At 51.2% G+C, this 25,635-nt stretch carries 32 protein-coding genes; 28 read left to right on the top strand and 4 right to left on the bottom strand.

Going from position 1 to position 25,635, the window contains the following annotated elements; all coding sequences use genetic code 11:
- Window positions 1-70: 70 nt before the first annotated feature.
- Window positions 71-1,558: a group II intron reverse transcriptase/maturase gene (gene ltrA, locus QEN31_RS21745; RefSeq protein ID WP_023332914.1), complete on the bottom strand. Its 1,488-nt coding sequence runs from the start codon at window positions 1,556-1,558 to the stop codon at window positions 71-73.
- A gap of 712 nt (window positions 1,559-2,270) precedes the next feature.
- Here ltrA and QEN31_RS21750 point away from each other — a divergent pair.
- From QEN31_RS21750 to QEN31_RS21880, 27 genes are all read left to right on the top strand, one after another.
- Window positions 2,271-2,558, top strand: a complete 288-nt coding sequence (locus tag QEN31_RS21750; RefSeq protein WP_001226440.1) for a putative holin — start codon at window positions 2,271-2,273, stop codon at window positions 2,556-2,558.
- Window positions 2,559-2,560: 2 nt separating this feature from the next.
- Window positions 2,561-3,166 (top strand): lytic transglycosylase domain-containing protein, encoded by a 606-nt coding sequence (locus tag QEN31_RS21755; RefSeq protein ID WP_001270438.1) that lies wholly within the window; start codon window positions 2,561-2,563, stop codon window positions 3,164-3,166.
- A 12-nt stretch (window positions 3,167-3,178) separates the two neighbouring features.
- Window positions 3,179-3,493: a membrane protein gene (locus QEN31_RS21760; protein ID WP_000777266.1), complete on the top strand. Its 315-nt coding sequence runs from the start codon at window positions 3,179-3,181 to the stop codon at window positions 3,491-3,493.
- Window positions 3,494-3,652: 159 nt separating this feature from the next.
- Complete coding sequence (locus QEN31_RS21765) at window positions 3,653-4,108, top strand: Gp37 family protein (protein WP_064239907.1); 456 nt, start codon at window positions 3,653-3,655, stop codon at window positions 4,106-4,108.
- Entirely contained in the window at window positions 4,105-4,302 is a 198-nt protein-coding gene (locus tag QEN31_RS21770) for a hypothetical protein (protein WP_020838445.1), read from the top strand. The genes QEN31_RS21765 and QEN31_RS21770 overlap by 4 nt, the downstream gene beginning before the upstream one ends.
- A complete protein-coding gene (locus QEN31_RS21775) occupies window positions 4,292-5,719 on the top strand; it encodes a phage tail sheath subtilisin-like domain-containing protein (RefSeq protein ID WP_023207279.1) in 1,428 nt (475 codons plus the stop codon). The genes QEN31_RS21770 and QEN31_RS21775 overlap by 11 nt, the downstream gene beginning before the upstream one ends.
- Window positions 5,719-6,243: a phage major tail tube protein gene (locus QEN31_RS21780; protein ID WP_000907494.1), complete on the top strand. Its 525-nt coding sequence runs from the start codon at window positions 5,719-5,721 to the stop codon at window positions 6,241-6,243. The genes QEN31_RS21775 and QEN31_RS21780 overlap by 1 nt, the downstream gene beginning before the upstream one ends.
- A gap of 51 nt (window positions 6,244-6,294) precedes the next feature.
- Window positions 6,295-6,612, top strand: a complete 318-nt coding sequence (locus tag QEN31_RS21785) for a phage tail assembly protein (RefSeq protein WP_001003639.1) — start codon at window positions 6,295-6,297, stop codon at window positions 6,610-6,612.
- Window positions 6,572-6,700: a GpE family phage tail protein gene (locus QEN31_RS21790; protein WP_001185654.1), complete on the top strand. Its 129-nt coding sequence runs from the start codon at window positions 6,572-6,574 to the stop codon at window positions 6,698-6,700. Before QEN31_RS21785 ends, QEN31_RS21790 begins: the two co-directional genes overlap by 41 nt.
- Window positions 6,701-6,796: 96 nt before the next feature.
- Window positions 6,797-9,148 carry a phage tail tape measure protein gene (locus QEN31_RS21795; protein ID WP_064239906.1) on the top strand — a complete coding sequence of 784 codons (2,352 nt, stop codon included), beginning with the start codon at window positions 6,797-6,799 and terminating at the stop codon, window positions 9,146-9,148.
- On the top strand, window positions 9,148-10,101 hold the full coding sequence (locus QEN31_RS21800) for a phage tail protein (RefSeq protein ID WP_000271431.1): 954 nt from the start codon (window positions 9,148-9,150) through the stop codon (window positions 10,099-10,101). Before QEN31_RS21795 ends, QEN31_RS21800 begins: the two co-directional genes overlap by 1 nt.
- A complete protein-coding gene (locus QEN31_RS21805; protein ID WP_001269716.1) occupies window positions 10,101-10,310 on the top strand; it encodes a tail protein X in 210 nt (69 codons plus the stop codon). Before QEN31_RS21800 ends, QEN31_RS21805 begins: the two co-directional genes overlap by 1 nt.
- A complete protein-coding gene (locus tag QEN31_RS21810; protein ID WP_023240324.1) occupies window positions 10,298-11,341 on the top strand; it encodes a phage late control D family protein in 1,044 nt (347 codons plus the stop codon). The genes QEN31_RS21805 and QEN31_RS21810 overlap by 13 nt, the downstream gene beginning before the upstream one ends.
- Before the next feature lie 9 nt (window positions 11,342-11,350).
- Window positions 11,351-12,073: a phage baseplate assembly protein V gene (locus QEN31_RS21815; RefSeq protein ID WP_099949733.1), complete on the top strand. Its 723-nt coding sequence runs from the start codon at window positions 11,351-11,353 to the stop codon at window positions 12,071-12,073.
- Window positions 12,074-12,396: 323 nt separating this feature from the next.
- Window positions 12,397-12,759, top strand: a complete 363-nt coding sequence (locus QEN31_RS21820) for a GtrA family protein (RefSeq protein ID WP_000593184.1) — start codon at window positions 12,397-12,399, stop codon at window positions 12,757-12,759.
- Entirely contained in the window at window positions 12,756-13,685 is a 930-nt protein-coding gene (locus QEN31_RS21825) for a glycosyltransferase family 2 protein (RefSeq protein WP_000703634.1), read from the top strand. The genes QEN31_RS21820 and QEN31_RS21825 overlap by 4 nt, the downstream gene beginning before the upstream one ends.
- On the top strand, window positions 13,685-15,232 hold the full coding sequence (locus QEN31_RS21830) for a DUF6056 family protein (RefSeq protein WP_001095009.1): 1,548 nt from the start codon (window positions 13,685-13,687) through the stop codon (window positions 15,230-15,232). Before QEN31_RS21825 ends, QEN31_RS21830 begins: the two co-directional genes overlap by 1 nt.
- Window positions 15,233-15,395: 163 nt before the next feature.
- A complete protein-coding gene (locus QEN31_RS21835) occupies window positions 15,396-15,755 on the top strand; it encodes a GPW/gp25 family protein (RefSeq protein ID WP_001093501.1) in 360 nt (119 codons plus the stop codon).
- Window positions 15,746-16,861, top strand: coding sequence for a baseplate assembly protein (locus QEN31_RS21840; RefSeq protein ID WP_064239904.1), 1,116 nt, complete (start codon window positions 15,746-15,748; stop codon window positions 16,859-16,861). Before QEN31_RS21835 ends, QEN31_RS21840 begins: the two co-directional genes overlap by 10 nt.
- A complete protein-coding gene (locus QEN31_RS21845; protein ID WP_000359503.1) occupies window positions 16,854-17,486 on the top strand; it encodes a phage tail protein I in 633 nt (210 codons plus the stop codon). The genes QEN31_RS21840 and QEN31_RS21845 overlap by 8 nt, the downstream gene beginning before the upstream one ends.
- A 2-nt stretch (window positions 17,487-17,488) precedes the next feature.
- Window positions 17,489-19,147 (top strand): phage tail-collar fiber domain-containing protein, encoded by a 1,659-nt coding sequence (locus QEN31_RS21850; protein ID WP_064239903.1) that lies wholly within the window; start codon window positions 17,489-17,491, stop codon window positions 19,145-19,147.
- Between the two features lie 6 nt (window positions 19,148-19,153).
- Window positions 19,154-19,768, top strand: coding sequence for a DUF4376 domain-containing protein (locus QEN31_RS21855; RefSeq protein WP_064239902.1), 615 nt, complete (start codon window positions 19,154-19,156; stop codon window positions 19,766-19,768).
- The gene (locus QEN31_RS21860) at window positions 19,765-20,220 is read left to right on the top strand and encodes a hypothetical protein (protein WP_000084337.1); all 456 of its coding nucleotides are present in this window, start codon (window positions 19,765-19,767) and stop codon (window positions 20,218-20,220) included. Before QEN31_RS21855 ends, QEN31_RS21860 begins: the two co-directional genes overlap by 4 nt.
- A 251-nt stretch (window positions 20,221-20,471) precedes the next feature.
- Window positions 20,472-20,762, top strand: coding sequence for a hypothetical protein (locus QEN31_RS21865; RefSeq protein ID WP_064239901.1), 291 nt, complete (start codon window positions 20,472-20,474; stop codon window positions 20,760-20,762).
- Window positions 20,763-20,958: 196 nt separating this feature from the next.
- On the top strand, window positions 20,959-21,687 hold the full coding sequence (locus QEN31_RS21870; RefSeq protein WP_023200869.1) for a hypothetical protein: 729 nt from the start codon (window positions 20,959-20,961) through the stop codon (window positions 21,685-21,687).
- A 261-nt stretch (window positions 21,688-21,948) separates the two neighbouring features.
- Entirely contained in the window at window positions 21,949-22,890 is a 942-nt protein-coding gene (gene panS / locus QEN31_RS21875) for a ketopantoate/pantoate/pantothenate transporter PanS (RefSeq protein ID WP_000881652.1), read from the top strand.
- A 97-nt stretch (window positions 22,891-22,987) separates the two neighbouring features.
- Window positions 22,988-23,260: a DUF3811 domain-containing protein gene (locus tag QEN31_RS21880; protein WP_001207628.1), complete on the top strand. Its 273-nt coding sequence runs from the start codon at window positions 22,988-22,990 to the stop codon at window positions 23,258-23,260.
- Here the strand turns inward: QEN31_RS21880 and rluF are convergent.
- From rluF to QEN31_RS21895, 3 genes are read right to left on the bottom strand one after another with little or no spacing between them, the layout of a single operon-like run.
- Complete coding sequence (rluF, locus tag QEN31_RS21885) at window positions 23,257-24,126, bottom strand: 23S rRNA pseudouridine(2604) synthase RluF (protein WP_000954618.1); 870 nt, start codon at window positions 24,124-24,126, stop codon at window positions 23,257-23,259. The genes QEN31_RS21880 and rluF overlap by 4 nt on opposite strands.
- 46 nt (window positions 24,127-24,172) lie before the next feature.
- Window positions 24,173-24,712, bottom strand: a complete 540-nt coding sequence (locus tag QEN31_RS21890) for a DUF2058 domain-containing protein (RefSeq protein ID WP_001096724.1) — start codon at window positions 24,710-24,712, stop codon at window positions 24,173-24,175.
- Window positions 24,713-24,746: 34 nt separating this feature from the next.
- Window positions 24,747-24,848 (bottom strand): hypothetical protein, encoded by a 102-nt coding sequence (locus tag QEN31_RS21895; protein ID WP_031608259.1) that lies wholly within the window; start codon window positions 24,846-24,848, stop codon window positions 24,747-24,749.
- A gap of 71 nt (window positions 24,849-24,919) precedes the next feature.
- Between QEN31_RS21895 and pepE the strand changes: the two genes are divergently transcribed.
- Complete coding sequence (gene pepE, locus QEN31_RS21900; protein WP_000421783.1) at window positions 24,920-25,609, top strand: dipeptidase PepE; 690 nt, start codon at window positions 24,920-24,922, stop codon at window positions 25,607-25,609.
- Window positions 25,610-25,635: the final 26 nt, after the last annotated feature.

Here is a 25,635-nt window from a genome sequence, read left to right on the forward strand (position 1 = left end):
ATTTTACACAATGTCGCGGTAGGGATACCCGTTACCGGGTACCCCCCGCACAGATCCCGGCGTGCGCTATTCACGCACCGGGCTCCTGCCTTGGGTGTCTGGCGGTGAACCGCTCCACAGGCCATGGATGCAGAACCCGAACCTTCGGCAGCCATACGGCTGCCAGTCTGTTTGCTTTCGTCCATGTCGTATCATCCTGCTGGCTCCTGCGCCTCAGCGCCCGTCGCCAGAGGTCTGTTACGTATATCCTGAACTTCCGCATCATGGGATAGTTGCCCGGGACTGAGTGGTAGTTCAGGTATCCCTGAACCACTCTCCTGAGCCATTTTCCCTGTTCGGGGATTGAGTAATGCCAGCGCTTTCGTAGTCCGTCCTTGATCGCTTTCAGTGTCGCCGTCATCCTGTCCCGGCGTGTCTTTCGTATCAGCATGAACCTGCCACTACGGTCTTTCCCACTGATATGCGTGAACCCGAGGAAGTTGAACGTTTCTGGTTTACCTTTTCCCCTGCTGGCGCGGTTTTCGGCTGCGAAGCGGCCGAACTCCATCAGTCGGGTTTTCTTCGGATGTACCGTGAGTCCGAACTCCTTCAGTCTGCGCTGCATGGCTATACGAAAGCATTGAGCGTCGATTCGCTTGTCGAACCCGATGACTATGTCATCTGCGTATCTGACCATGACCACATTGCCTGTGGCATGGCGGCGTCGCCACTGATGCGCCCACAGATCGAAGACATAGTGGAGGTAGATGTTTGCCAGCAGCGGCGAGATAACCGCACCCTGTGGGGTGCCTTCCTCCGATGCCCGCCATTCTCCTTCCTCTGAGGTCCCGGCTGTGAGCCACTTTCGTATGAGCCTGATTACCCTCTGGTCGCCGATTCTGTGTTCTATGAACCTGATTAGCCATTCATGGCTTACCTTGTCGAAGAACTGACTAATATCGGCATCCAGTACCCAGTTTACATTGGTCCGAACCAGCCCTGTGGCCAGTGCGTCCAGCGCATTGTGCTGGCTTCGCCCGGGTCTGAACCCGTATGAAAACCCCATAAAGTCATTTTCGTAGACTGCATTCAGGATCTTAACCAGCGCATACTGGACGATTTTGTCCTCCAGTGAGGCGATGCCGAGCGGGCGCTGTTTTCCATCCGCTTTCGGGATGTAGTGCCGCCTGCCGGGCTGAGCCCTGTAACTACCCTGATGAAGCCTCCGGTGCAGATCTGCTATGTTGACCTTCAGGTTTTCGGCGTAGTCCTTCCACCTGACACCATCAACTCCGGCAGCCGCTTTCCTGCTCAGGGAGAGGAATGCGTTCTCCAGTGCCTCTGCTGTCAGGAGGTGGAACAATGCGGTAAACCGTTCTTTCTTCCGCTGCTTCGCAGCTTCCCGCACGCGTGACAGCCTCTGTGACATACTTTCCCGGCTCTGCGTCCGGCGCATGTGTGGCTGTTCCGCGTTTCCCTTGGCCCCGCTCCTTCGCTCCACTGACTCCGCTCCTTGCGGATTGTTCGCCAGATTCGCAGCTACTATGAGCGAGTCCGACTTCTCCTCTCCGTACATCACCGGCTTCGGCTCCTCGCCTTCCCGGTGCGGGCCATCTCCGGCACTGGCAGATGGTCAGAGGGGAGATCTCCCGGTTCCCGCGTAAAGATCGTATTGACATGCCAGGGTCTCAGACCCCGCCGGGTCCATATGGCACTCGCAGTAACGCACCCTATGATGTTGCCTTCCGTAAACAGTACAACGTCGGCACCCGGGAATTTAATATACATTTCGTGGCTCAATGGCTGGCCTGTCAACACCCCTGTCAACGCTTCGCCCCATACCTCACGGTATACAACGCATGACTCGGGGACCCTGTGGATTGCTGGTCCTTCAATGGTCGGGGACTTTCACCCCTTGATCTTTACCGGTCTCCCGGCGCACACTGTATGTATATACAGTTAATTTTTTGCATTTTTTTCTGCATTCGATCAAAAAGATCGCTTTCCTCACGATCGCGTGAATTTTTAAACTGACTTTAAAAATCAATAAGATAATTTTAATCAAAGATTATTATGACGCAGCAATACCGCCATCGTAGCCTGCCGCAGACACATACTGACTCTCCGCAGGCAACCTCTACCCCCTGCCCCGAAAGCTTTATTTATTCGTTTATTTGTTGGCATTTGACGCCATGCGCTAAACATTTTTTAAAGTTATTTATTAAAGCCCTTTTCGTTCTTCCGCTATGGGGAAAAGCGATACTTCTCTCTCAATTATCAGGAGATAGAGTATGCGAAAAATTATTGTTCCCCGACTTTCCGGCTGGCTGATGGCCTCTGTCGTACTGTTTGCGCTTATCGGCTGGACATCATCAGCGCAAATTCCGGTCGTCATCTATAAACTCAGCCTGGTTTCGTTATCAGCGGTGCTGGGTTACTGGCTCGACCGCAGTCTTTTCCCCTGGGCGCGTCCCGACTCCTTCTGTCCGTGGGAAGAATCGCTGTGCTGCGCCGCTGCGATGATTCGTCGCGCGATCATCGTTGCGGCAATTTGCCTTGCCGTCGCGCTGGGGCTGTAACGATGCGTTATCAATACGTATGCCTGGTCTGCGCTATGACTTTCTTGTCTGCCGACGCTGCCGAACCGCCGCGCGCTTCTCTGCAATGGCGAAACGAAGTGATTCGTACCGCGCGCGAAATCTGGGGGCTTAACGCCCCCGTTGCGGATTTTGCCGGGCAATTACATCAGGAATCCGGCTGGGCGCCTGACGCGCTTTCTCCGGCGGGCGCGCAGGGGATGGCGCAATTTATGCCCGCAACGGCAAAATGGGTAAGCCAGTTGTACCCAGCGCTTCGCGAGAACAAGCCGTTTAATCCCGCCTGGGCGATACGCGCGCTGGTACAGTATGACCGCCAGTTGTGGAAAAGCGTGTCAGCAAAAAATAGCTGCCAGCGAATGGCTTTCACTCTGAGCGCCTATAACGGCGGGCAAGGCTGGGTTAACAGAGATAAAAAGCTGGCCGCCGCAAAGGGGTTAGATGCGTCCATCTGGTTTGAACATGTAGAACGCGTTAACGCCGGGCGCAGCGCCGCAAACTGGCGCGAGAATCGTCACTATCCCAAAGCGATTTTATACCAACATGCTCCCCGTTATTTGCAATGGGGGCAGGCTAGCTGCATTCATTAATCAGAGGGAGTAATGAAACTCAGTATCGATTTTTGGGAAGTCATCTCCCTGTTGCTTTCTTTTGTTGGATTAATGTTTGCTGCCGGTAAATTGCTGCTGGCGCAAATTGAAAAACGGCTGAATGAACGTTTTGAAGCACTGGAAGCTGCCCGGCGCGAATCAGAAGCGGGCTGGTCCAGGCTGGAGAGAGAATTTCTGGAATTTCGCGCCGATTTACCGCTGCATTATGTCCGCCGCGAGGATTATCTTCGCGGCCAGGCCGTTCTGGAAGCAAAACTGGATGCGCTATATAGCAAAATAGAACTGATTCAACGAGGTAACCATTAAACAAATCCCCGTCGTTTATACGCCGGGGATTTTTTATTTGTTTTAACTTTTTTCTCTAAAGGAGATTAAAAGACGCCTGATGCCTGATACATCAAAATACGTCTGAACGATAACGAAGAGAGAATATTATCTCTCCCGGTAAATCAAGGAAAACCGTATATGGAAACATTATCTGTTATACATACCGTGGCGAATAGACTACGTGAATTAAACCCTGATATGGATATACATATTTCATCAACCGATGCGAAAGTATATATCCCAACAGGACAGCAGGTAACGGTATTAATTCACTACTGCGGTTCGGTTTTTGCCGAACCAGAAAATACGGATGCCACGGTACAAAAACAACTAATCCGGATTTCCGCCACCGTTATTGTTCCGCAAATAAGTGACGCGATAAACGCGCTGGATCGTCTACGTCGCTCGTTGGGGGGCATTGAACTTCCCGACTGTGATCGTCCGCTCTGGCTGGAAAGCGAAAAATATATCGGCGACGCCGCAAACTTCTGCCGTTACGCCCTGGATATGACCGCCAGCACCCTGTTTATCGCGGAACAGGAAAGCAAGAACCCCCCCCTGCTGACAATCGTTAATTATGAGGAAATTCAATGAAATATATCTACAGTGGCCCGGCAAGCGGCGTCACGCTCGCCGACGGTCAGGAAGTCTTACTGTGGCCCAATAGCGAAATCTCGCTGCCGGAAGATAACGAGTGGGTAATCACCATGATTGCCCGCCGTCACCTGGTGCCAGTGGTTACGCAAGAAGTAGAAATTAACGAAGAGGAAATTGTTCATGGCAGCTAATTACCTGCACGGTGTCGAAACCATTGAAATCGAAACCGGCCCACGTCCGGTTAAGGCGGTTAAATCTGCGGTTATTGGTCTGATCGGCACCGCGCCATGCGGCCCGGTTAACCAGCCGACGCTGTGCCTTTCTGAAAGCGACGCGGCGCAGTTTGGCCCAGGCCTGGCAAATTTCACCATCCCGCAGGCGCTGAAGGCGATCTACGATCACGGCGCGGGGACGGTCGTGGTGATTAACGTGCTGAATCCGGCGGTACACAAAAGTACCATTCCCAGTGAAACCGTGAAGGTTGATGACAACGGTCAGATTCAACTCAAGCACGGGGCCGTGCAAACGATGAACATTGGCCGCAGCACGAACGCCGGAAACGCTTATATCAAAGGCACCGATTACACCATTGATATGCTGACCGGTAAAATCACCTGCATGGGGACCAACCTGAAACCCGGCGTTCAGGCCTATGTAAATTATACTTACGCGGACCCCACCAAAGTGACTGCCGCCGATATTATTGGCGCGGTAAACACCGCGGGTGACCGTACCGGCATGAAGCTGTTACAGGACACCTGGAACCAGTTTGGTTTTTACGCAAAGATCCTGATTGCGCCGGTCTTTTGTACGCAAAACTCGGTCGCCGTTAAGCTTATCGCTCAGGCAGAAGCGCTGGGAGCCATTACCTACCTTGATGCGCCCATCGGCACGACTTTCCAGCAGGTTCTGGCAGGGCGCGGCCCGCAGGGGGCGATTAACTTCAATACCAGTTCCGATCGCGCGCGTCTGTGCTATCCGCACGTTAAAGTGTACGACAGCGCGACGGACAGCGAAGTCCTGGAGCCGCTCTCCTCCCGCGCCGCTGGCCTGCGTGCCAAAGTGGATCTGGAAAAAGGCTTCTGGTGGAGCAACTCCAATCAGGAAATTCAGGGCATTACCGGCGTAGAGCGCTCGCTGTCAGCGATGATCGACGATCCGCAAAGCGAAGTGAATCAACTGAATGAAAACGGCATCACCACCATCTTCAACAGCTATGGCTCCGGTTTGCGCCTGTGGGGCAACCGTACCGCCGCCTGGCCGACCGTTACTCATATGCGTAACTTTGAGAACGTGCGCCGTACCGGCGATGTAATCAACGAATCGATTCGTTATTTCAGCCAGCAGTATATGGATATGCCGATAAACCAGGCGCTGATCGACGCGCTAACCGAATCGGTGAACACCTGGGGCCGCAAGCTGATTGCCGACGGCGCGCTGTTGGGTTTTGAATGCTGGTACGACCCGGCGCGTAACGAACAGACTGAACTGGCCGCCGGGCATCTGTTGCTGAGCTACAAATTCACTCCGCCGCCGCCGCTGGAACGTCTGACGTTTGAAACCGAAATTACCTCTGAATATTTAGTTTCTCTGGAGAGCAATCGCTAATGGCTGGAAAAATTCAAATTAACCGTATTACCAACGCCAATATTTATCTCGATGGTAATAATCTTTTAGGTCGCGCGAGTGAAATTAAACTGCCTGATATCAGCATGATTATGCAGGAGCATAAAGCGCTGGGGATGGTAGGTAAAATTGAACTGCCTGCCGGTTTTGACAAACTGGAAGGTGAAATTAAATGGAACTCGTTTTACCACGACGTCATGCGTAAAACGGCAAACCCGTGGCAGGCGGTGGCATTGCAGTGCCGCTCCAGTATCGATTGTTATAACTCGCAGGGTAAAGCGGATCAGTTAGCGCTGGTGACGCATATGACCGTAATGTTTAAAAAGAACCCGCTGGGAACGTTTAAACAGAATGAAAACCCGGAATTTAGCAGCGCCTTCGGCTGCACTTATATTAAACAGGTGGTTGACGGTGAAACGCTTCTTGAACTGGATTATCTGGCGAATATTTTCCGCGTAAATGGCGCGGATCAATTAAATGCCTACCGCAATAATATTGGCGGTTAATTACTTCGGGGCTACGGCCCCGAATTTAACACGACGAATAAGGACTACACCATGAACGAAAAATATACCCTGCAATTTCCGTTTACCTCCGCCGCCGGGGAACGTATCGACGTTCTGCAATTACGTCGCCTGAAGGTAAAAGATATGCGCGCCGCGCGACGCGCCAGCGATAAACCGGAAGAGTGGGATGAGCCGCTGATGGCGGCTATGACCGGGCTGGTAACCGAAGATCTGGCGGAAATGGATCTGCTGGACTATCAGGCATTGCAGAAACGATTTCAGGCCATGCTTAGCATGGCTACAGAACCCACAGCAACTGTGGCAGGCAATGGCGCTGCTGGCGAGGTGGTTTCGTTTTCCGCCCAGTGAAATTGACGCGCTGTCGGTTGACGATTTTACCTGCTGGTTGGACGAAGCCAGCGCGCAAATTAAACACGAATACGACTCGCAGGCTTAATGCCTGCGGGTTTCCTGACCCAAGCCCGGTTCACTCCTTCCCTGTCCTTTTTCCGGCAAGCAGCCTGTTACCGGGCAACTTATACGAGACACTATTTTGGCCAACGACATTATTACTCAGCTTCAGGCGCGTAATGAGACGTTGACGCAGGCAATAGCCCGTTACGGCTCACTCAACGCCAGCACGCTGCACACGCTCAGCTTTGAGCAAACAAAAATCACCCGGCTTACGCAACAGCTCGCTAACTCTGCCCTTCGCCGGGAAGAGAACGATAAACAGCGCGCCGGGTTGCTGGAAAAAACACAAACGTTCGCCGGACAACTCGGCAAGCTCCTGAACGTTGAGACTCCCGACTGGAAGCTGCCTTACGAATTTCAGGGCAACATGGTCGATATGGCGGCGAAAGGCGGCATGGATAACACCGCGCGGGACGCCCTGAGCCTGAATATTCGCGACTGGAGCCTTGCTTTCAATCAGGATCAAAAAGATCTGCAAAGCGCCGCCGCCACGATGATCGAAGGCGGCGTCAGCGCATTGCAGGATCTTAGCCGCTACATGCCCGATATCGCCAAAGCCGCGACCGCCTCCCGCGACAGCGCGCAAAGCTGGGCGCAGGCGGCTCTGGCCACTCGCGACAAACTGAACATCGCCCCTGACGACTTCCGTTTTGCGCAAAATATGCTGTACAGCGTGGCAAAAAGCGGCGGCTCCGTTGCAGAACAAACCCAGTGGATTAACGCCTTTGCCGGAAAAACCGGCGCTCAGGGGAAAGAAGGCATTGCGGAACTGACCGCAACGATGCAAATCGCCATGAAAAACGCCCCTGACGCAGGCGCGGCGGCAGCGAATTTCGACCATTTCCTGAAATCCGCCTTCTCGAAAGAGACGGACAGTTGGTTTGCCCGCCAGGGCGTGGATCTTCAGGGATCGCTGCTGGAACATCAGCAAAACGGGATCGGCGTGACGGAAGCGATGACCCACATTGTGCAGATGCAACTGGAGAAAATGAACCCGCAGATCCTCGACACCTTCAGGCAAACCATGAAGATTGAGGATCTTTCCGCGCGCGGCGACGCGCTACAGGCCATGACGGAGAAATTTAACCTCGGCGCGATGTTCGGCGATGCGCAAACGCGGGATTTTCTCGCCCCGATGCTGGCGAATATGGCCGAATATCGCCAGCTAAAAGCCTCCGCAATGCAGGCGGCGGGGCAACATTTTATTGATGATGACTTCGCCGCGAAAATGACATCGCCCGGAGAACAGACCAAAGCGTTACAACTTTCACTTAACGATCTGTGGCTGACCGTCGGCCTGGCGCTGATGGCCGCCATTGGCGAACTGGCGCAAAGCATCACGCCGCTGGTGCGGCAGTTCAGCGCCTGGCTGCGGGAAAATCCGGCGCTGGTGCAAGGGGTCGCTAAAGTCGTTGGCGTTATCTGGCTGTTCAACGGGGCGCTGAATATTCTCAGGCTGGGAGCAAACCTCATTGCGTCACCGTTTATTCGCCTGATCGATATCTTCCTGAAGGTCAAAGCCGGTCTGGCGCTGGGCGGAGGCAGTCGCGCGCTATCGGTTCTGAAATCGTTTGGCAACGGTGCGAAAAGCCTGACGATGCTGCTGGGAAACGGCCTGATAAAAGGGCTACGGCTGGTCGGCCAGACGTTTATCTGGCTGGGTCGGGCGCTGCTGATGAACCCTGTCGGCCTGACTATCACCGCTATCGCAGGCGCCGCATACTTACTTTATCGCTACTGGGAACCGATTTCCGGTTTCTTTGCCGGAGTCTGGGAGCGTATCAAAACCGCCTTTGACGGAGGCATTGCAGGCGTCACGCGTCTGATTCTCGACTGGTCGCCGCTGGGGCTGTTTTACCGCGCCTTCGCCAGCGTACTGGACTGGTTTGGCATTGAACTCCCCGCCAGCTTCAGCGAATTTGGCGGCAATATTCTGGATAGCCTGATCAACGGCATTCTGAATGCGCTTCCTTTCCTGAACGGGGCGATTGAGAAGATAAAAGCGCTGATCCCCGACTGGGCGAAAAGCGCGCTGGGTATCAGCACTGAAATGCCGTCTGTCGCCGCCGCCGTCCCCGGTATTGCCGGAACAATGGTCGCGCAACAGGCCAGCGCGCCGCTGGTATCGGGAGTGAAAGCGGTGACAACCTCGGCCAAAACGATGGCCTCGTCGCAGTCTATGAAGACGAAAAGCGCCGCCACGCCGCCGACGCCAGCCGCGCTTCCCGGCAAATCCGGCGGGAAACCTTATACGCTGCCCTCCCGCGCGCAAAGCAACGTGCAGGTACACTTTTCCCCGCAGGTTACCGTGCAGGGAAGCGGCGCGAATGCCGCCAAAGATATCAACAACGTGCTGTCGCTGAGTAAACGCGAGCTGGAGAGAATGATTAACGATGTCATGGCGCAACAACGGCGCCGGGAGTACGCATAATGTATGCCGTATTAGGCGAAATAGAATTTGACGTCGTCGCTTACTGGGACGAATTTGAAAGCACGATGGGCGTGGATTATACCAGCCATGCCCGTATTGAAGGGAAACCGGGCGTGCAGTTTATCGGCGATAAGCTGGACAAAATCACCCTGAAATTCAACTTTCATAGTCAGTATTGCCAGCCGACCACCGAGCTGAACCGTCTGCGGGAAGCCATGACCGCGCACCAGGCGATGGCGCTGGTGTTCGGCAACGGCGATTATCGCGGCTGGTTCGTGATTACCGATCTGACCGCTACCCACCAGCACACCGATCCTTACGGTAACGTCATTGCCCAGGGCGGCACTCTGTCGCTACAGGAGTACACCGGCGATCCGAAGAGCCCGTTACTGCCTCCGGCCATCACCACCCAGGAACCGAACATTGACGAGATGTTGGATGAGCTTCCCGACGTTAGCGATTCCTGGTTCGATGAACTGATGAGCGCCGTTGAAGAGGGTATGCGTGAAGCCAAAGAGATGATGGATGAGGTGGCCGACGCCATTGATGACATCAAAAAAACGATCGCCCAGGCGAAAGAACTGGTGAAGGAAGCCAAAGCGCTGAAAGAAAAATGCGGCGATATCGTCGATTCGCTGAAAAAAACCATTAGCGCGATAGACGCGCTGTTCCAGCAGCCGCTGGATTTGCAAACGCTGGCCGGGCTGCCGAAAGCGCTGGCGGCGAAAATGCAGGAACTGATCGACAGCCTGCCGGGGATCCGCGAATGCGCGGGCGATGCCGGCACGCTTATCGAACACGCCGAATCGCTGTTTGACGCTATCACCAGCAGCGTCGCGGAAGCGACTTACGACAGCGCCGCGACGCTGGTCAATCAGGCGCGCGGCACGCTGCAAACAAGCGCTCCTGACGTGAGCCAGCTTGCCGCCGCCGATATTACGAGGAGTCTGTAATGCGCTACCTTGAACATGTCACCACCGACGGCGAACGCTGGGATAATCTCGCCTGGCGCTATTACGGCGATGCGCTGGCCTACGAACGCATCATCGCGGCCAATCCGCACGTCGCTATTATGCCGGTTTTGCCGTCAGGCGTGCGGCTGATCATCCCGGTTATCAGCGTCACGCAAACTACCCCGGAGCTACCGCCATGGCTGAGATAACGGTATCCGGCGGGGTGTTCGCCACCCTGACGCCCATTTTTACCCTTTGGTACGGACATAAAGAGATCACTTACGACATCGCGCCTTATGTCACCAGCATCAGTTACAGCGACAGTATTAAAAACGAGTCGGATGTCATTGCCATTGCGCTGGAAGATAGCGCCGGGCGCTGGGTAAACGAATGGTATCCGGGAAAAGGCGACACGCTGGCGCTGCGCCTGGGCTACCAGGGCGAAGATCTGCTCGATTGCGGAATCTATATCATTGATAAAATTGATATCAGCGCGCCGCCTTCGACGGTCAATATCGACGGTATCGCCACCTCGGTCAGCAAAGCGCTACGCACCAAAAACAGCCAGGGCTTTGAGGAGACTACGCTTTCCGCCATCGCCAGTCGCATCGCGCAAAAACACGGTTTAACGCTGGCGGGCAAGATTGCGCCGCTGACGATTGATCGGGTCACGCAATATGCCGAAACCGATGTAGCGTTTCTCAAACGGCTGGCGAGTGAATATGGCTATACCGTGAAAGTGACGGCGACGGAGCTGATCTTTTCGCATCTGCCGACGCTGCGCTGTCTGGCGCCGGTGAAGACGCTCAGGCGGACGGATATTTCGCACTACACGTTCAAAGATACCATCAACCGGATCTACAAAAACGCCACCGTGCAGCATCAAAATAGTAAGCAAAAAGAACTGGTTATTTATACCCATGATAGCCAGGAAAAGACCTCGGTGCGCGGTGCGGCGACCAGCGCCGATACCCTGAAGATCAACAGTCGCGCTCCGGATACCGGCGCGGCGCAGGCTAAAGCCAATGCCGCGCTGGACAGCCACAACGAATACCAGCAGACCGGCACGCTCAGCTTGATGGGCTGCCCGCAGTTGACGGCGGGCAACAAGATAGAACTGAGCGATTTTGGCGTACTTTCCGGGCAGTGGCTGATTGATAAATCCATGCACAAACTCACGCGCAGCGGCGGCTACACTACCGAAATCGACATTTCACGCGGACCGGCAACCAGCCAGTAAGGAGACAATATGAAAGGCGTTACCCGCCAGACGGGCATTATCAGCGATATTGATGAGGCGGTCGTGCGCGTCAGAGTCACTCTACCGGAGTGCGATAACCTGCGCAGTAACTGGCTTGCGGTGCTGCAACGCAACACACAGGACAACAAAGATTACTGGTTGCCGGATATTGGCGAACAGGTGGAGGTTTTGCTCGACGACAACGGCGAAGACGGTGTGGTGCTGGGTGCGGTCTACTCCAGCGTGGATACCGCGCCGCTGGCCTCGCGCGACAAGCGCTACGTGCAGTTTTCCGACGGCGCGGCCTTTGAATATGACCGTGCGTTACACCAGCTCACCATCAACGGCGGCATAGAAAAAATCGTCATTGAAGTGAAGGAACGTACGCAGCTTACTTCACCGCAAGTAGAGGTCAGGGCGCAGCACGTCACGGTGATATCAGAAACCGTAGACGTGGCGGCCACCTCCGTGGGCGTCAAAGCGGTAGATGTCAACGTGGAAGCGCCCCATACGGGCATTAAAGCGCTGAATGTCACCGTCGATGCGCCGCTCAGCACCTTTACCGGCGACGTTACCGTGATGAAAAAACTCACCTGGCTTGGCGGTATGGCAGGCAGCGGCGGCGTCGGAAACAGCGCGGTGATTACCGGCAACGTGAATATCCTCGGCAACATTAACGCCAGCGGTTCAGTGATGGACAGCGGCGGCAACTCCAACCACCACTCTCACTAACCTGCAAATTGCTGGATGGTGGCTTCGCCTTATCCAGCCTGCAAAAGGTGCATAAACACCGGCCCGGTAAGCGCAGAAGCGCCACCGGGCAAATTGCTGGAGGATATTTATTTCAGCGCAACGTGATTAAGCCCTTTTCCCGCGCTATTTCCGATGAAAATGTAATCACTTTGCGCTGCAAATATTGCATATATGTATATTGGAAAACTAACGCTATTTTTTACTTTAACTTCGCCCTGCTTACATAAAATCTGCTGTTCAGGAATGATCCTCTCAGTTTTGTCTGGTAGACTTCGCTGAATTACAACTTCTTGATTGCTATAATGATAAAATTATTTATAAAGTACGTTTCGATAGGCGTACTTAATACTGCTTTGCACTGGGCTATCTTTGCCCTTTGCGTCTATGGATTTCAAACAAGTCAGGCTTTGGCAAACGTAACGGGCTTTGCTGTCGCTGTCAGTTTTAGTTTTTTCGCTAACGCCCGGTTTACCTTTGGAGCCAGCGTATCAACCGGACGTTATTTGCTGTACGTCGGTTTTATGGGCGTGCTGAGCGCCGTCGTGGGATGGACAGGCGACAAGTGTGCTATGCCTCCCATTTTTACGCTCATTGTATTTTCCGCAATTAGCCTTATTTGCGGATTTTTATATTCCAGATTCATTGTTTTCAGGAATGAGAAATGAAAATTTCATTAGTGGTTCCCGTCTTTAATGAAGAGGACGCGATCCCTATTTTCTATAAAACGGTCAGAGAATACAGTTCACTTAAACCTTATAACGTTGAGATTATCTTCGTTAATGATGGGAGTCACGATGCGACTGAATCAATCATCAGCGCATTAGCTGTTGCCGATCCTCTTGTTGTTCCGATCTCATTTACCCGCAATTTTGGTAAAGAACCTGCACTTTTTGCCGGATTGGATTACGCGACCGGAGATGTGGTGATCCCTATCGATGTTGATTTACAAGATCCCATCGAAGTAATCCCACATTTGATCAATAAATGGCAGGCTGGTGCAGAAATGGTGCTGGCTAAGCGTATCGATCGTTCAACGGATGGCCACCTGAAGCGTAAAAGCGCTGAGTGGTTCTACAGGCTGCATAACAAAATCAGTACGCCAAAGATTGAAGAGAATGTCGGTGATTTTCGATTGATGTCGCGCGAGATTGTAGAAAATATCAAGCTATTACCAGAACGTAACCTTTTCATGAAAGGTATACTTTCATGGGTTGGAGGTCAAACAGATGTTGTCGAATATGCCCGTGCTGAACGTGTCGCAGGTAGCTCAAAATTTAATGGCTGGAAACTCTGGAACCTGGCGCTGGAGGGGATTACAAGTTTTTCTACTTTCCCTTTGCGTATCTGGACGTATATAGGAGTGAGCGTTTCTGCCCTCTCCCTGATATATGCCATGTGGATGATCATTGATAAATTGATGTGGGGAAACCCTGTTCCCGGTTATCCTTCGCTTATGACCGCGATTCTCTTCTTAGGCGGCATCCAGCTTATCGGCATAGGCATCATGGGTGAATATATCGGACGCGTTTACACGGAGGTGAAGCAAAGACCCCGCTATATCGTGAAAAACAAAAAAACAATGATGGAATAATGAACACTATGCTCAAGATATTACCGAAAACGGCGATGATACTACTGGCTTTTTTGGCCATTTTTCTTATTGAATGGTATACCCCCATTCACTCTGATGATTACCGCTATTACCTTTTAGGAATTTCGCCGGAATCACATTTTCATCATTATATGACATGGAGTGGCAGGATTATAGCTGATTACACCAGCGCACTCATCCTGTATACACGTTCTCAACTCGTGTATTCCATCAGCGCAGCCGTTTCGACACTGGTATTTTGTTATTTCATTGTGAAGACACCCTCAGGTACATTACGCTGGAATAAATCCGACTACTTATTATTCCCACTAATATTCTTCACTTACTGGATTTCGAACCCGAATTTGGGTCAAACCACTTTCTGGATCGTTGGTGCTGCGAATTATTTGTGGACGAATCTGTTCGTTGTTGCATGGCTGTTCTTCTTTTACACCATAACAATAAAAAACAGTAAAGCGATCAGCCCGTGGGTTGCATTACTAAGCTTTATGGCAGGCTGTTCCAATGAAAGCGTCTCACCTTTCGTCTCGCTTATTTCTGTTCTGGCCATTGCATACGAGTTATGGCAAAACAAATCTGTTTCGCGCAATAAGATAGTTTATAGTCTCTGTGCAATCGCAGGTTCATGCGTATTGATACTTTCTCCGGGCAATTTCATCCGCGCCAGCGGCAAAGAATTCTGGTATGGAAGGCCGATTTTTGAACGTATTTTCATTCACTTAACAGAACGCGTTCATAACCATCTGGCGCTGATCTGGATAGCTTATGTTGTTTTGTTATTGCTGGTCTTACTGGTCATATTCAATAAGCAGATTCGCGCCAAAATTGATAAAACGTCCCTTATCTGCGCTGCGTTAGTCGTATGTATAGGTATTGGCACTTCCTTAATCATGTTCGCGTCGCCGTCCTACCCCGATCGGGTTATGAACGGTACGTTTATGTTTTTCCTTTTAGCTATCTCCTTCATCGCTTACGCCCTGTTGAAAAGCGGCGTTAAGGCTGGAGTCGTAGGCGTAGCTGCCGTGACTGTCCTCTGTGGTATCGTATTCCTTTGGTCCTATTCATTGATGCTTAACGGTTATAAAAAAACGGCCGGACAGGAAATCGTAAGACAAAAAATCATTACTAAAGAAATAGCGGCAGGTAAACAGAAGTTTATCATCCCTGACTATTATTTCGTCAAGTTGCAAAATAGCGGTGGTCATTTTGGTTTATTCCATGATCCTGCTGTTTACGGCGAGTATTATCATGTACAAGCTATTTTCAAAAAGAAAGTCAATTTTGATTATTCTGTAATCGCTAATGGAGCGAAGCACAGCCTTTCCAATGAAACGACGGCTTATAGCAACACCCGCGGGGATTTCGCTATTATCAGCCGGGAGCAGCTAACGGGTTCGATCACACTCTCGGTTAATGGACGGCAGAAAACGATTCCAGTTGAAAAAATGAAGCACGCAGAAATCAATGATGAATTCTGGTACTACGCTTCTGTAGGCAAAGGTGAAATTACAGCAATTTCATTTTAACTTTACGTAAAACGCGATCTTCGCCATTTAACAAAATGTGCATCAACACAGGCCCGGTAAGCGCAGAAGCGCCGCCGGGCAAAACACATTCTGACCCCGCCATCAATTATTTCCTTAAAGCGCTTTAATATCTCTCCCCCCGCCGGAAGGCGAAAATAGCCTCATGAACACGAAAACACGACCCTCGACCCTGCACTGGCAACCTGCCTTGCAACGTCCTGAAGAATACGTCTGCGGGCTGGATGATATTCATCAGGCAATACACATCATTCTGCGCACGCCGCGCGGCAGCGATCCCCACAGGCCGCTTTTTGGCAGCAATCTGTGGCGCTACATCGATTACCCGATCGAGCGGGCTATTCCGCACGTTGTTCGGGAATCGGTGGAGGCGATTCGCATGTGGGAACCCCGCTGCCGGTTGCTGAAGGTGACGCCGACGATTGACGGCGAACACCTGACGTTACGCGTGCAATGGCGCGCCGCAGACGGCGTAATTAACTCAACGGAGGTGTTATGGCGATAGCAGAACCCGACTTTATTGACCGCGATCCCGCGCAAATCACCAGCGAGATGATTGCGCAATATGAAGAAGCCAGCGGTAAAAAACTCTACCCGGCGCAGGCTGAGCGGCTGCTCATTGACCTGTTTGCTTATCGTGAAAACCTTGTCCGCATCGCCATCCAGGAGGCGGCGAAGCAAAACCTGGTCGCGTATTCCCGCGCGCCCATGCTGGATTATTTAGGCGAGCTGGTTGGCGTTCACCGTCTGCCCGCTCAGGCGGCAAAAACCACGCTGCAGTTTTCTGTTACTCAAGCGGCTAAAAGTAACCTGGTGATTCCACAAGGGACTCGCGCCAGCGCGTCGGATAGCGTGATGTTCGCCACCGACGAAGATGTTGTGTTGCCTGCGGGCAGCCTGAGCGTTGCGGTAACTGCAACCTGTGTAGCAACCGGTGAATCCGGCAATAACTGGCAACCCGCGCAAATCAGCGCGCTGGTGGATCGGGTAGGCAATTACGATCTCAGCGTCACCAATCTGACGGCCTCAAGTGGCGGCTGCGGCGAAGAGAACGACGACGCGCTGCGTAAACGCATCCAGCTAGCGCCGGAAAGTTTCAGCAACGCGGGCAGCTATGGCGCCTATCGCTTCCATACGCTCTCGGTCAGCCAGTCGATTATCGACGTGGCGGTGCTGGGGCCGGATGAAGGGCTGGCAGAAGGCTGCGTGGAACTCTATCCGCTGACCCTGAACGGTCTGCCGGGGCCGGAGCTTCTTGCCCAGATCGAACAGGAGGTGAGCAAAGAGAAAAAGCGCCCGCTAACCGATAAGGTGAGCGCTAAATGTTCTCCGCGCGTGGCTTATCAGATCCGCGCCCGGCTGACGCTGTTTACCACCACCGATCAGGAGACGACGCTTGCCGCCGCGCGTGAAGCGATTAATACATGGACGCGCTCGCGCCAAACCCGGCTGGGCCAGGACATTGTGCCAAACCAGATAATTAAAGTGCTACAAGTGGATGGCGTTTACGACGTCGCGCTGGATATGCCTGCGAAAAAGGTACTACAGGCGCACGAATGGGCGGAATGCACGGCCATTGACGTGACGATTGCCGGAGTCAGCGATGGATAAACTGCTTCTGCCGCCGCCGCTGGCCAGCGACGAACGTTTCTCAATTCTGGCAAATATCGCCGCCGAACGCTTTGCGCAAATCGACCTGACGGCGTTGCTGGTCTATCTGGTGGATATCGTTGATGCCTCGGCATTGCCCTCGTTGGCCGGGCAGTTTCATGTTCAGGGGCTTGAAGGCTGGCTATTTGCCGCCAATGAACAGGAGAAACGAGAGTTAATTAAACAGGCGATTGAACTGCATAAATATAAAGGAACTCCCTGGGCCGTTCGCCGCGTTCTGGAAATATTATCCTTACCCGGCACGATTTCCGAATGGTTTGAGTATGGCGGTAAGGCTTATTTTTTTAAGGTTGAAATTGAGCTAATTAACCAGGGCATGGATGAAAATCTGTTTAATAACCTGGTCGATCTTATTCATGAGTATAAGAACGTGCGCTCAAAGCTGGAAGCGTTAATTGTCTGGATAATTAACCAAAGCGCTATTCCTGTTATCGGCAGCGCGCTTTACGGTGGAGAAATAACGACCGTCTTACCCTTCCAGGTTCTGGAAGTTCAACAAACTAAACCGATCTATTTCGGTACAGGGCAATGGAGCCTTGAAATTACATCTATTTACCCGGAGTAATTATGGATAATGAGTTTTATACCCTCCTGACCGACTGGGGAATGGCGAAAATCGCCAGTGCCCTTGCGGATAAGAAACAGATACATCTGCAAAAGATAGCGGTTGGCGACGGCGGCGGACAATATTATGAACCGACCGCCAGCCAGACCAATTTACGCCACGAAGTCTGGCGCGGCGAGATGAATACGCTGACCGTTGCGCCGAATAACCCTAACTGGCTGATTGCCGAGTTGGTGCTGCCGGAGGATGTTGGCGGCTGGTACGTACGTGAAGTGGGCGTATTCGACGACGAGGGCGAGCTGATCGCCATCGGCAAATTCCCGGAATCCTACAAACCGCTGCTGCCGGGTGGCTGCGGCAAGCAGGTTTGTATCCGCCTGATTATGGAGGTCTCCAACACCACGGCGGTGACGCTGACGGTCGATCCGAGCATCGTGCTGGCGACGCGCGACTATGTGGATGCCCGGCTGGACGAGCATGAACATTCGACAAATCACCCGGATGCGACATTAACGCAGAAAGGCTTTACGCAGCTCAGTAACGCCACTGACAGCGATGACGAAACCAAAGCCGCCACGCCAAAGGCGGTGAAAGCGGCGATGGCGGAAGCGCGTAATCACACGCATACCTGGAACCAGATCACTGGCGTTCCGGACGGTACGCTGACGCAAAAAGGAATTGTTCAGCTTAGTAGTGCGACGGACAGCACCAGCACAACGGAAGCGGCAACGCCGAGTGCAGTCAAGGCGGCGATGGATAAGGCGAATGCGGCAGCTCCGGCGAACCATACTCACGTCTGGAACCAGATTACCGGCGTCCCGGACGGCACGCTGACGCAAAAAGGGATCGTGAAACTTAATAATGCGACGGACAGTACCAGTACGACGGAGGCGGCAACGCCCAGTGCGGTAAAGGCGGCGATGGACAAGGCAAACGCGGCGGCCCCGGCGAACCATACTCATACGCAGTTTTTTACCACAAATGGGACATTTACGGTTCCAGATGGAGTGACGACTCTATTTATCGAAGTAATGGGCGGTGGCGGCGGTGGGGCTGGCGGGTCTCAATCAATCAATTACGAGGCGCGTGGCGGTCACGCTGGAGAACAAATTGTCAGTATTGTTAATGTAGTTCCAGGCCAACAATTTCCCGTAAAAATTGGAGCTGGTGGGTGTGGGGGAGCATTTTGGTCAAATCCCCCGACGACATCAGTAGGAACAGTGACTGATCAAACGACTATCTATAGAAAGAGTTTTGATGGCGGTAGTTCCTCCTTCTCAGACATCACTGCGGCTGGGGGAATTGGAGGCGAAAGTATTTACCATACTAGAAATATTCAACCTTATATTAAATTTGTTGATCATCCTATGCCATATGCCTCGCACGAAATGGTTGTATATGCAGAATTATACTATGGACACAGCGGTGAAGGCTCACTTTATGGAGCCGGAGGGAAACCAGGAACAGTTATAACCGAATCATTAGCGAATGGAGGATATAAAGCAAATATGATACCTCCTACATCAGCGACAGGCTATGGTGCAGGAGGGGCTGGCGGCTCCTATCTTCCACCATTTAATTATCAAAATAGTGACTTAACAAATCTTGGAAATACCAGTGGCACAAATGGCTCCCCTGGTTTCGTAAAAATTTCATGGTAAATTAAAATGGCAAAATACGCATATTATGATCCACAATCATTTATTGTCCTGGACTGGATGGATACAGAACTCTACAATTATCCAGAAAGAAAATATTTGATTGAAGTTACTGAACAACAATGGCAAGAATACGCAAACACGAATAATCGTACCTGGGTTAATAGTGAAACATTATCATTTGTCACTGCTCCACCACCAGGTAACTTTTATAAGCTGGAAAAAGGCGAATGGGTATTTGATGAAACTCAGATGCGTATGGTTCTTAGCGATATAAAAGCAGCCAAAATTCAGCAAATCAAAACCCGGCGCGACACCGTTACCGCCGATTATATCGTTATCGACGGCAACCATTTCCACAGCGATGCTAACAGCCGTATTCAGCAAATGTCACTCACCAGAATGGGTCAGGCAAAGCAGATTCCGGCAGGGTTAATGTGGCAGACCAAAAATAACGGTTTGATTGAACTGACCAACGACATCGCCGCGCAGTTTGAAACCGTCACTATGGATCACGACATGCGCCTGTTTGCCAACGCGCAGCGGCATATTGCGGCGGTAGAAGCGCTGGGGGATATCGAGGCTGTGCTCGACTACGACTATTCATCAGGCTGGCAGCCATGAGTCAAACCACCGTCTGGCTCGCTTGCTATAAGGGGCGATCGGAGTATCGCGGCATCGCCAGGTTTGTCGACTGGCTCACGCGCAAAGTCACGCGCGGTATCTACTCTCACTGTGAACTGGCGGTAGAACACGGCGGTAATGAATACCTGTGCTACTCCGCGTCGTTTCGCGATCGCGGCGTGCGGGGAAAGATAATACCGTTACCGGACGATAAGTGGGATAAGCTACCGTTAAAGGCCACGTTGCCGGAAGTGGAAGTCTTTTTCCGCAAACACAACGGCAAACGCTATGACTGGCAGGGCGCGCTCGGTATCGCGCTGTATAACCGGGAGCGCAAAGATAAACTGTTTTGCAGCGAGTTTTGCGCTGAATTTCTCGGACTAAACGATAGCTGGCGCTACTCCCCCAGCCACCTTTATGCCTTAGTCAGTAGCTGGCAATACGATTGCTGAATCTCTCGCCGGGTATAAAGCCCGGCGGTGTTGAATTAAGTAATACCCGTTAGTATTTATTTGTTAGCATCAAATGTTCAGTTTGCATAGCAAATGAAGTATTATAAAAAACCATCTTATAGTATTTTTACCAATTGATACGTGCCCCCCCTACGATAATAACACTTATTTAACAAGATAGCTTTCTTCATTGGAGGAAGAAAAAATCAAACTCTTACATTGCTTATTATTTTCCATATCTAAAAAAGGAAATGGATTACGGGAATACTGGCGACATGAGATTATTCGCAGTAATGAATTTTTATTCTATCGATTACTTATGCAGGCCAATAACAATCGCCGTCGTAATTTTTTTATTTTGGTGGCGTCTGGCAAATGAGATGTATATCTATGGTTCAAAAAAACAGAAAAAAACTGGATTATGGATTAATCGCAAGCTAAATTCCAAATTTGGAATTGATATAGAGCTGGGAGCAGTAAAAAGGGGAAATAAGATCACTCCCATCCCAACTCTTATTTTATATATCCCCATGAAAATATAAAAGACAAAACAATCATTAAAACATTTATCAACTTACATTACATATATTAATAACATTATAAACAAATAAATTACATTCACATCTTGAATGTAATTAAACTTCGATAACCATATGAACACTAATTTTGTTGCAATATAAAGCACATTAAATATAGTGGAACATGGCTAAAATCACCTAATATTCACCGGGGAATATAATGATTATTGTTTCTGTGCTCAGACAAAGCAAAGACTTCACCACAAAACATGCTCAATGGTTACATAAGCAGCTCAAAGGTTATGATTCTGTTTGTTTAACAGATGCGCTAAAGATAAAAGGGGTAAATACAGCGCCTCTTTTGTATGATTGGCCAGGATGGTGGGCAAAACTAGAACTTTTCAATCCACTGCATCCTGTTCTTGGTAATGAGGATATTCTCTATATTGATATAGATAGCGTTATTGTGGGAGATATTAAACCTCTGACAACTATGAAAAAAATAACATTACTTAATGACTTTTCTCAGCATGGTGCTTCAGTTGCGCCAGCAACAGGTATTATGTTTATTCCTGCACCCGCAAAAAAAAATGTGTGGGATGAATTTATGAAAAATCCTGAAAAGGAAATCAATGCCATAAGAACCCCACCCTATCATGGCGATCAAGGATTTATCGGCAGAATATGTCAAGATGCTGAAAGATGGCAAAACATCTTACCCGGAAGAATTATTAGTTACAAAGCTAATATAGCAACACCAAAAATGATTGGTTTTAACCCTGAACTATACGATGGGACAGGTAATGGAAAATTACCTGACGGAGCAAGCATAGTCTGTTTTCATGGTTCCCCTCGCCCCTGGAACACAGCATTGCCCTGGGTGCCTTATTTTAGTTTAAAAAACACAATCCAAAGCAAAGTGAAACAATATAAGTTATCACTGCGTTAAAGCTTCCTTCTCTTCAATGCCGGCGCTTTTCTTTACGCCACCAGAACCTCTATATATTTCTAATACGGTAGCGTAAGCGCCATCGGGCAATGCGTTGCCGGATGGCGACGCAGGCGCGTCATCCAGCCTGCCACGTGCCCACACTGGATCATGAGCGTAATTTGTTTGAATAATCTTCCTTCACGCGATAAACAATAACTATGGTCTGGCTCGATCCTGACCCGTTGATAACAAACACAACATACTTGCAAGGAAAACAACATGCTCGCCGTCATTACCCGGCTGTTCCCGTTATGGGCGCTGCTGCTCTCTCTCACTGCGTATTACACACCATCCACCTTTACTCCTGTTGGGCCGTGGGTCGCGACACTACTGATGTTGATTATGTTCGGTATGGGGGTCCATCTTAACGTTGACGACTTTAAACGCGTGCTCTCCCGACCAGCCCCTGTCGCCGCAGGGATATTCCTGCACTATCTGGTAATGCCGCTCGCGGCATGGCTGCTGGCGTTGCTGTTTAAGATGCCGCCAGATCTGTCCGCCGGGATGGTACTGGTCGGTAGCGTAGCCAGCGGCACGGCCTCTAACGTAATGATCTATCTGGCGAAGGGAGACGTCGCGCTCTCAGTCACCATTTCATCGGTCTCCACGCTGGTCGGCGTGGTCGCCACACCACTACTCACGCGCCTGTACGTCGATGCCCATATTCAAGTCGACGTGATGGGTATGCTGCTGAGCATTCTACAGATTGTGGTCATTCCAATCACGCTGGGGTTGGTGATTCACCATCTGTTTCCGCGCGTAGTGAAAGTGGTAAAACCTTATCTGCCAGCATTCTCGATGGTGTGCATTTTGGCAATCATCAGCGCGGTGGTCGCGGGTTCAGCTTCACATATCGCCTCCGTCGGCTTTATGGTGATCATCGCGGTGATCCTGCATAACACCCTTGGCCTGCTTGGCGGCTACTGGGGTGGACGTCTGTTCGGTTTTGATGAGTCAACCTGTCGAACGCTGGCGATCGAAGTCGGGATGCAGAACTCTGGTCTTGCTGCTGCATTGGGTAAAATCTACTTTGGCCCGCTCGCAGCGCTGCCTGGCGCGCTGTTCTCAGTGTGGCACAACCTTTCAGGGTCACTACTGGCTGGTTACTGGTCCGGGAAACCGATTGTTGAAAAATCGGGCGAAACGGCAAAGGTAAATTAAAATATTGCCGGGTGGCGCAAGCTTACCCGGCTTACACGCTATCCGCCCGTTGCGTATTGCCGTAGACTAAATGCATCGGCTAACTGAGGGCACCCGTATGGCACTCCCCCGCATTACCCAAAAAGAGATGACCGAGCGCGAACAGCGCGAACTGAAAACGTTGCTGGACCGCGCCCGTATTGCGCACGGACGTCCGCTGACCAATTCTGAGACCAACAGCGTAAAAAAGGAGTACATCGATAAGCTGATGGCGCTGCGTGAGGCTGAAGCGAAAAAAGCCCGCCAGTTGAAGAAGAAGCAGGCGTATAAACCCGATACGGAAGCGTCATTCTCCTGGTCGGCGAATACGCCGACGCGCGGCAGACGTTAACGTCCTTTCTTCTTTCGTCCCGGCGAGGTAAAGCGCTTACCGCTTGATGCCGGGCGCGCTTTCTCATTGCTTTTTTCGATCGCCACGACCGGTCGCTTAATACCCGTGGTCTTCGGCTTCGCTTTGGCCTTTGGTTTGGCTTCGGAAGAGGAACGCTCAATCAACTTAAACAGATCGATCAGCTCATCGTCCGTCAGATCGCGCCACTCGCCCAGCGGAATCCCGCTCAGACTGACGTTCATAATGCGCGTACGCTCCAGTTTCGTCACTTCATAACCAAAGTATTCACACATACGACGGATCTGACGGTTTAATCCCTGCACCAGGGTAATGCGAAAGACAAACGGCGCCTCTTTTTTCACCTTACATTTTTTGGTGACGGTACCCAGAATCGGCACGCCAGCGCCCATACCGCGTATAAACTCGTCGGTAATCGGTTTATCCACCGTCACCAGATACTCTTTTTCGTGATCGTTACCGGCACGCAGAATCTTATTGACCAGATCGCCGTGGTTAGTCAGAAATATCAGCCCCTGCGAGTCTTTATCCAGACGACCAATCGGGAAGATACGTTTGCTGTGGTTCACAAAATCGACAATATTGTCGCGTTCGCCGTCTTCAGTGGTACTGACAATGCCAACCGGTTTATTCAGCGCAATCAGTACTAAATCATCCGCTTCTCGCGGCTCAATCAACCGACCATTTACTTTAACAACATCCCCGGCGACCACCTGATCGCCAATGGCGGCGCGTTTGCCGTTGATAAAGACATTGCCCTGTTCGATAAAACGGTCCGCCTCGCGACGCGAACAGATGCCGCTTTCACTGATATATTTATTAAGCCGGGTAGATGTGTCGGTCAGCATATTTACTCTCTGAGAAATTTTTCTACATAAACGTCGGGAATGTGACTTACCACATCAAATCGTCAGGAACTTTAAAATCGGCATACGGATCATCTTCGTCCTGCTCTTCCTGACTCAGCGCACTGTTTACGACAATACTGTCCGCATCTCGTTGTGCGATTTTATCGGCGACGCTCGCGGGAATAATCGCATATTCACATTCACCGCTGTTATTGATAACCAGACGCGCAATCGCGAGACGCCCATTAATCAGTTGCGTCTGAGTGAGCTTATCCACGTCTATTTTTTTGATGACGTTATTATCGGTGAAGTTAAAACCAATATCGCCTTTAGATACATTGATTCTATTCATTTCAATAAGTTGCTTAACCTGAGCTTTAAACTCTTTCGCTAAAACCGCTTGTTTTTGCTGTTCACTGAGTTGTTTATCACGCTCAAGTTGCGCCTTTTTATTTTCTTCCACCGCCTCTCTGGCCTCACGAGCCTGAACGCGTGATTTTTTAGCCGTGCGCTGGACTTTGGCCATTTTTTTGCTGGTCACTAATCCCGCTTGTAGCAGTTGCTCTTGTAAGGTCAGTTTTGCCATTTTCGTCTCTAAACGTGTTAAATAATTTTGCGGATTATACCTGTAATTTTTCAGGCGATACCAGATAGCAGATCTGGCCTGGCGTCACTTTTAGCGACCGCGCGTTGCCTGTAACACGCGTAACATCATGAGCCATATCAGTAAGACATTAAATGGATAATGGTAGCATTATTACGTTTTGACATTTCCTGATGAGGTGGAGAAGTAATGGAACTGCTTTTATTAAGTAACTCGACGCTGCCGGGTAAAGCCTGGCTGGAACACGCTCTGCCGCTGATAGCGAATCAATTGAACGGTCGACGTTCAGCCGTGTTTATTCCGTTTGCCGGCGTCACGCAAACATGGGACGAGTACACGGATAAAACCGCAGAGGTACTTGCGCCATTAGGGATAAACGTCACAGGGATTCATCGTGTCGCCGATCCGCTTGCGGCGATTGAGAAAGCGGAAATCATTATTGTCGGCGGCGGAAATACCTTCCAGCTACTGAAAGAATCGCGTGAACGCGGGCTGCTGGCGCCGGTGGCGGACAGGGTAAAACGCGGCGCGCTGTATATCGGCTGGAGCGCGGGCGCCAACCTTGCCTGCCCGACTATCCGCACGACCAACGATATGCCGATCGTCGATCCAAACGGTTTCGACGCGCTGGATCTGTTCCCGCTGCAAATTAATCCTCACTTCACTAACGCCTTGCCGGAAGGTCATAAGGGCGAGACCCGCGAGCAGCGTATTCGCGAACTGCTGGTGGTCGCGCCGGAACTGACAGTGATTGGTTTGCCGGAAGGTAACTGGATTCAGGTGAGCAACGGCCAGGCGGTTCTCGGCGGCCCGAATACCACCTGGGTGTTTAAAGCGGGCGAAGAGGCCGTGGCGCTGGAAGCGGGTCATCGCTTTTAATCCCAGGCCACATTGAATGCCGAATG

This window comes from Salmonella sp. SA15303, from assembly GCF_029962125.1.
Classification (GTDB): domain Bacteria; phylum Pseudomonadota; class Gammaproteobacteria; order Enterobacterales; family Enterobacteriaceae; genus Salmonella; species Salmonella enterica.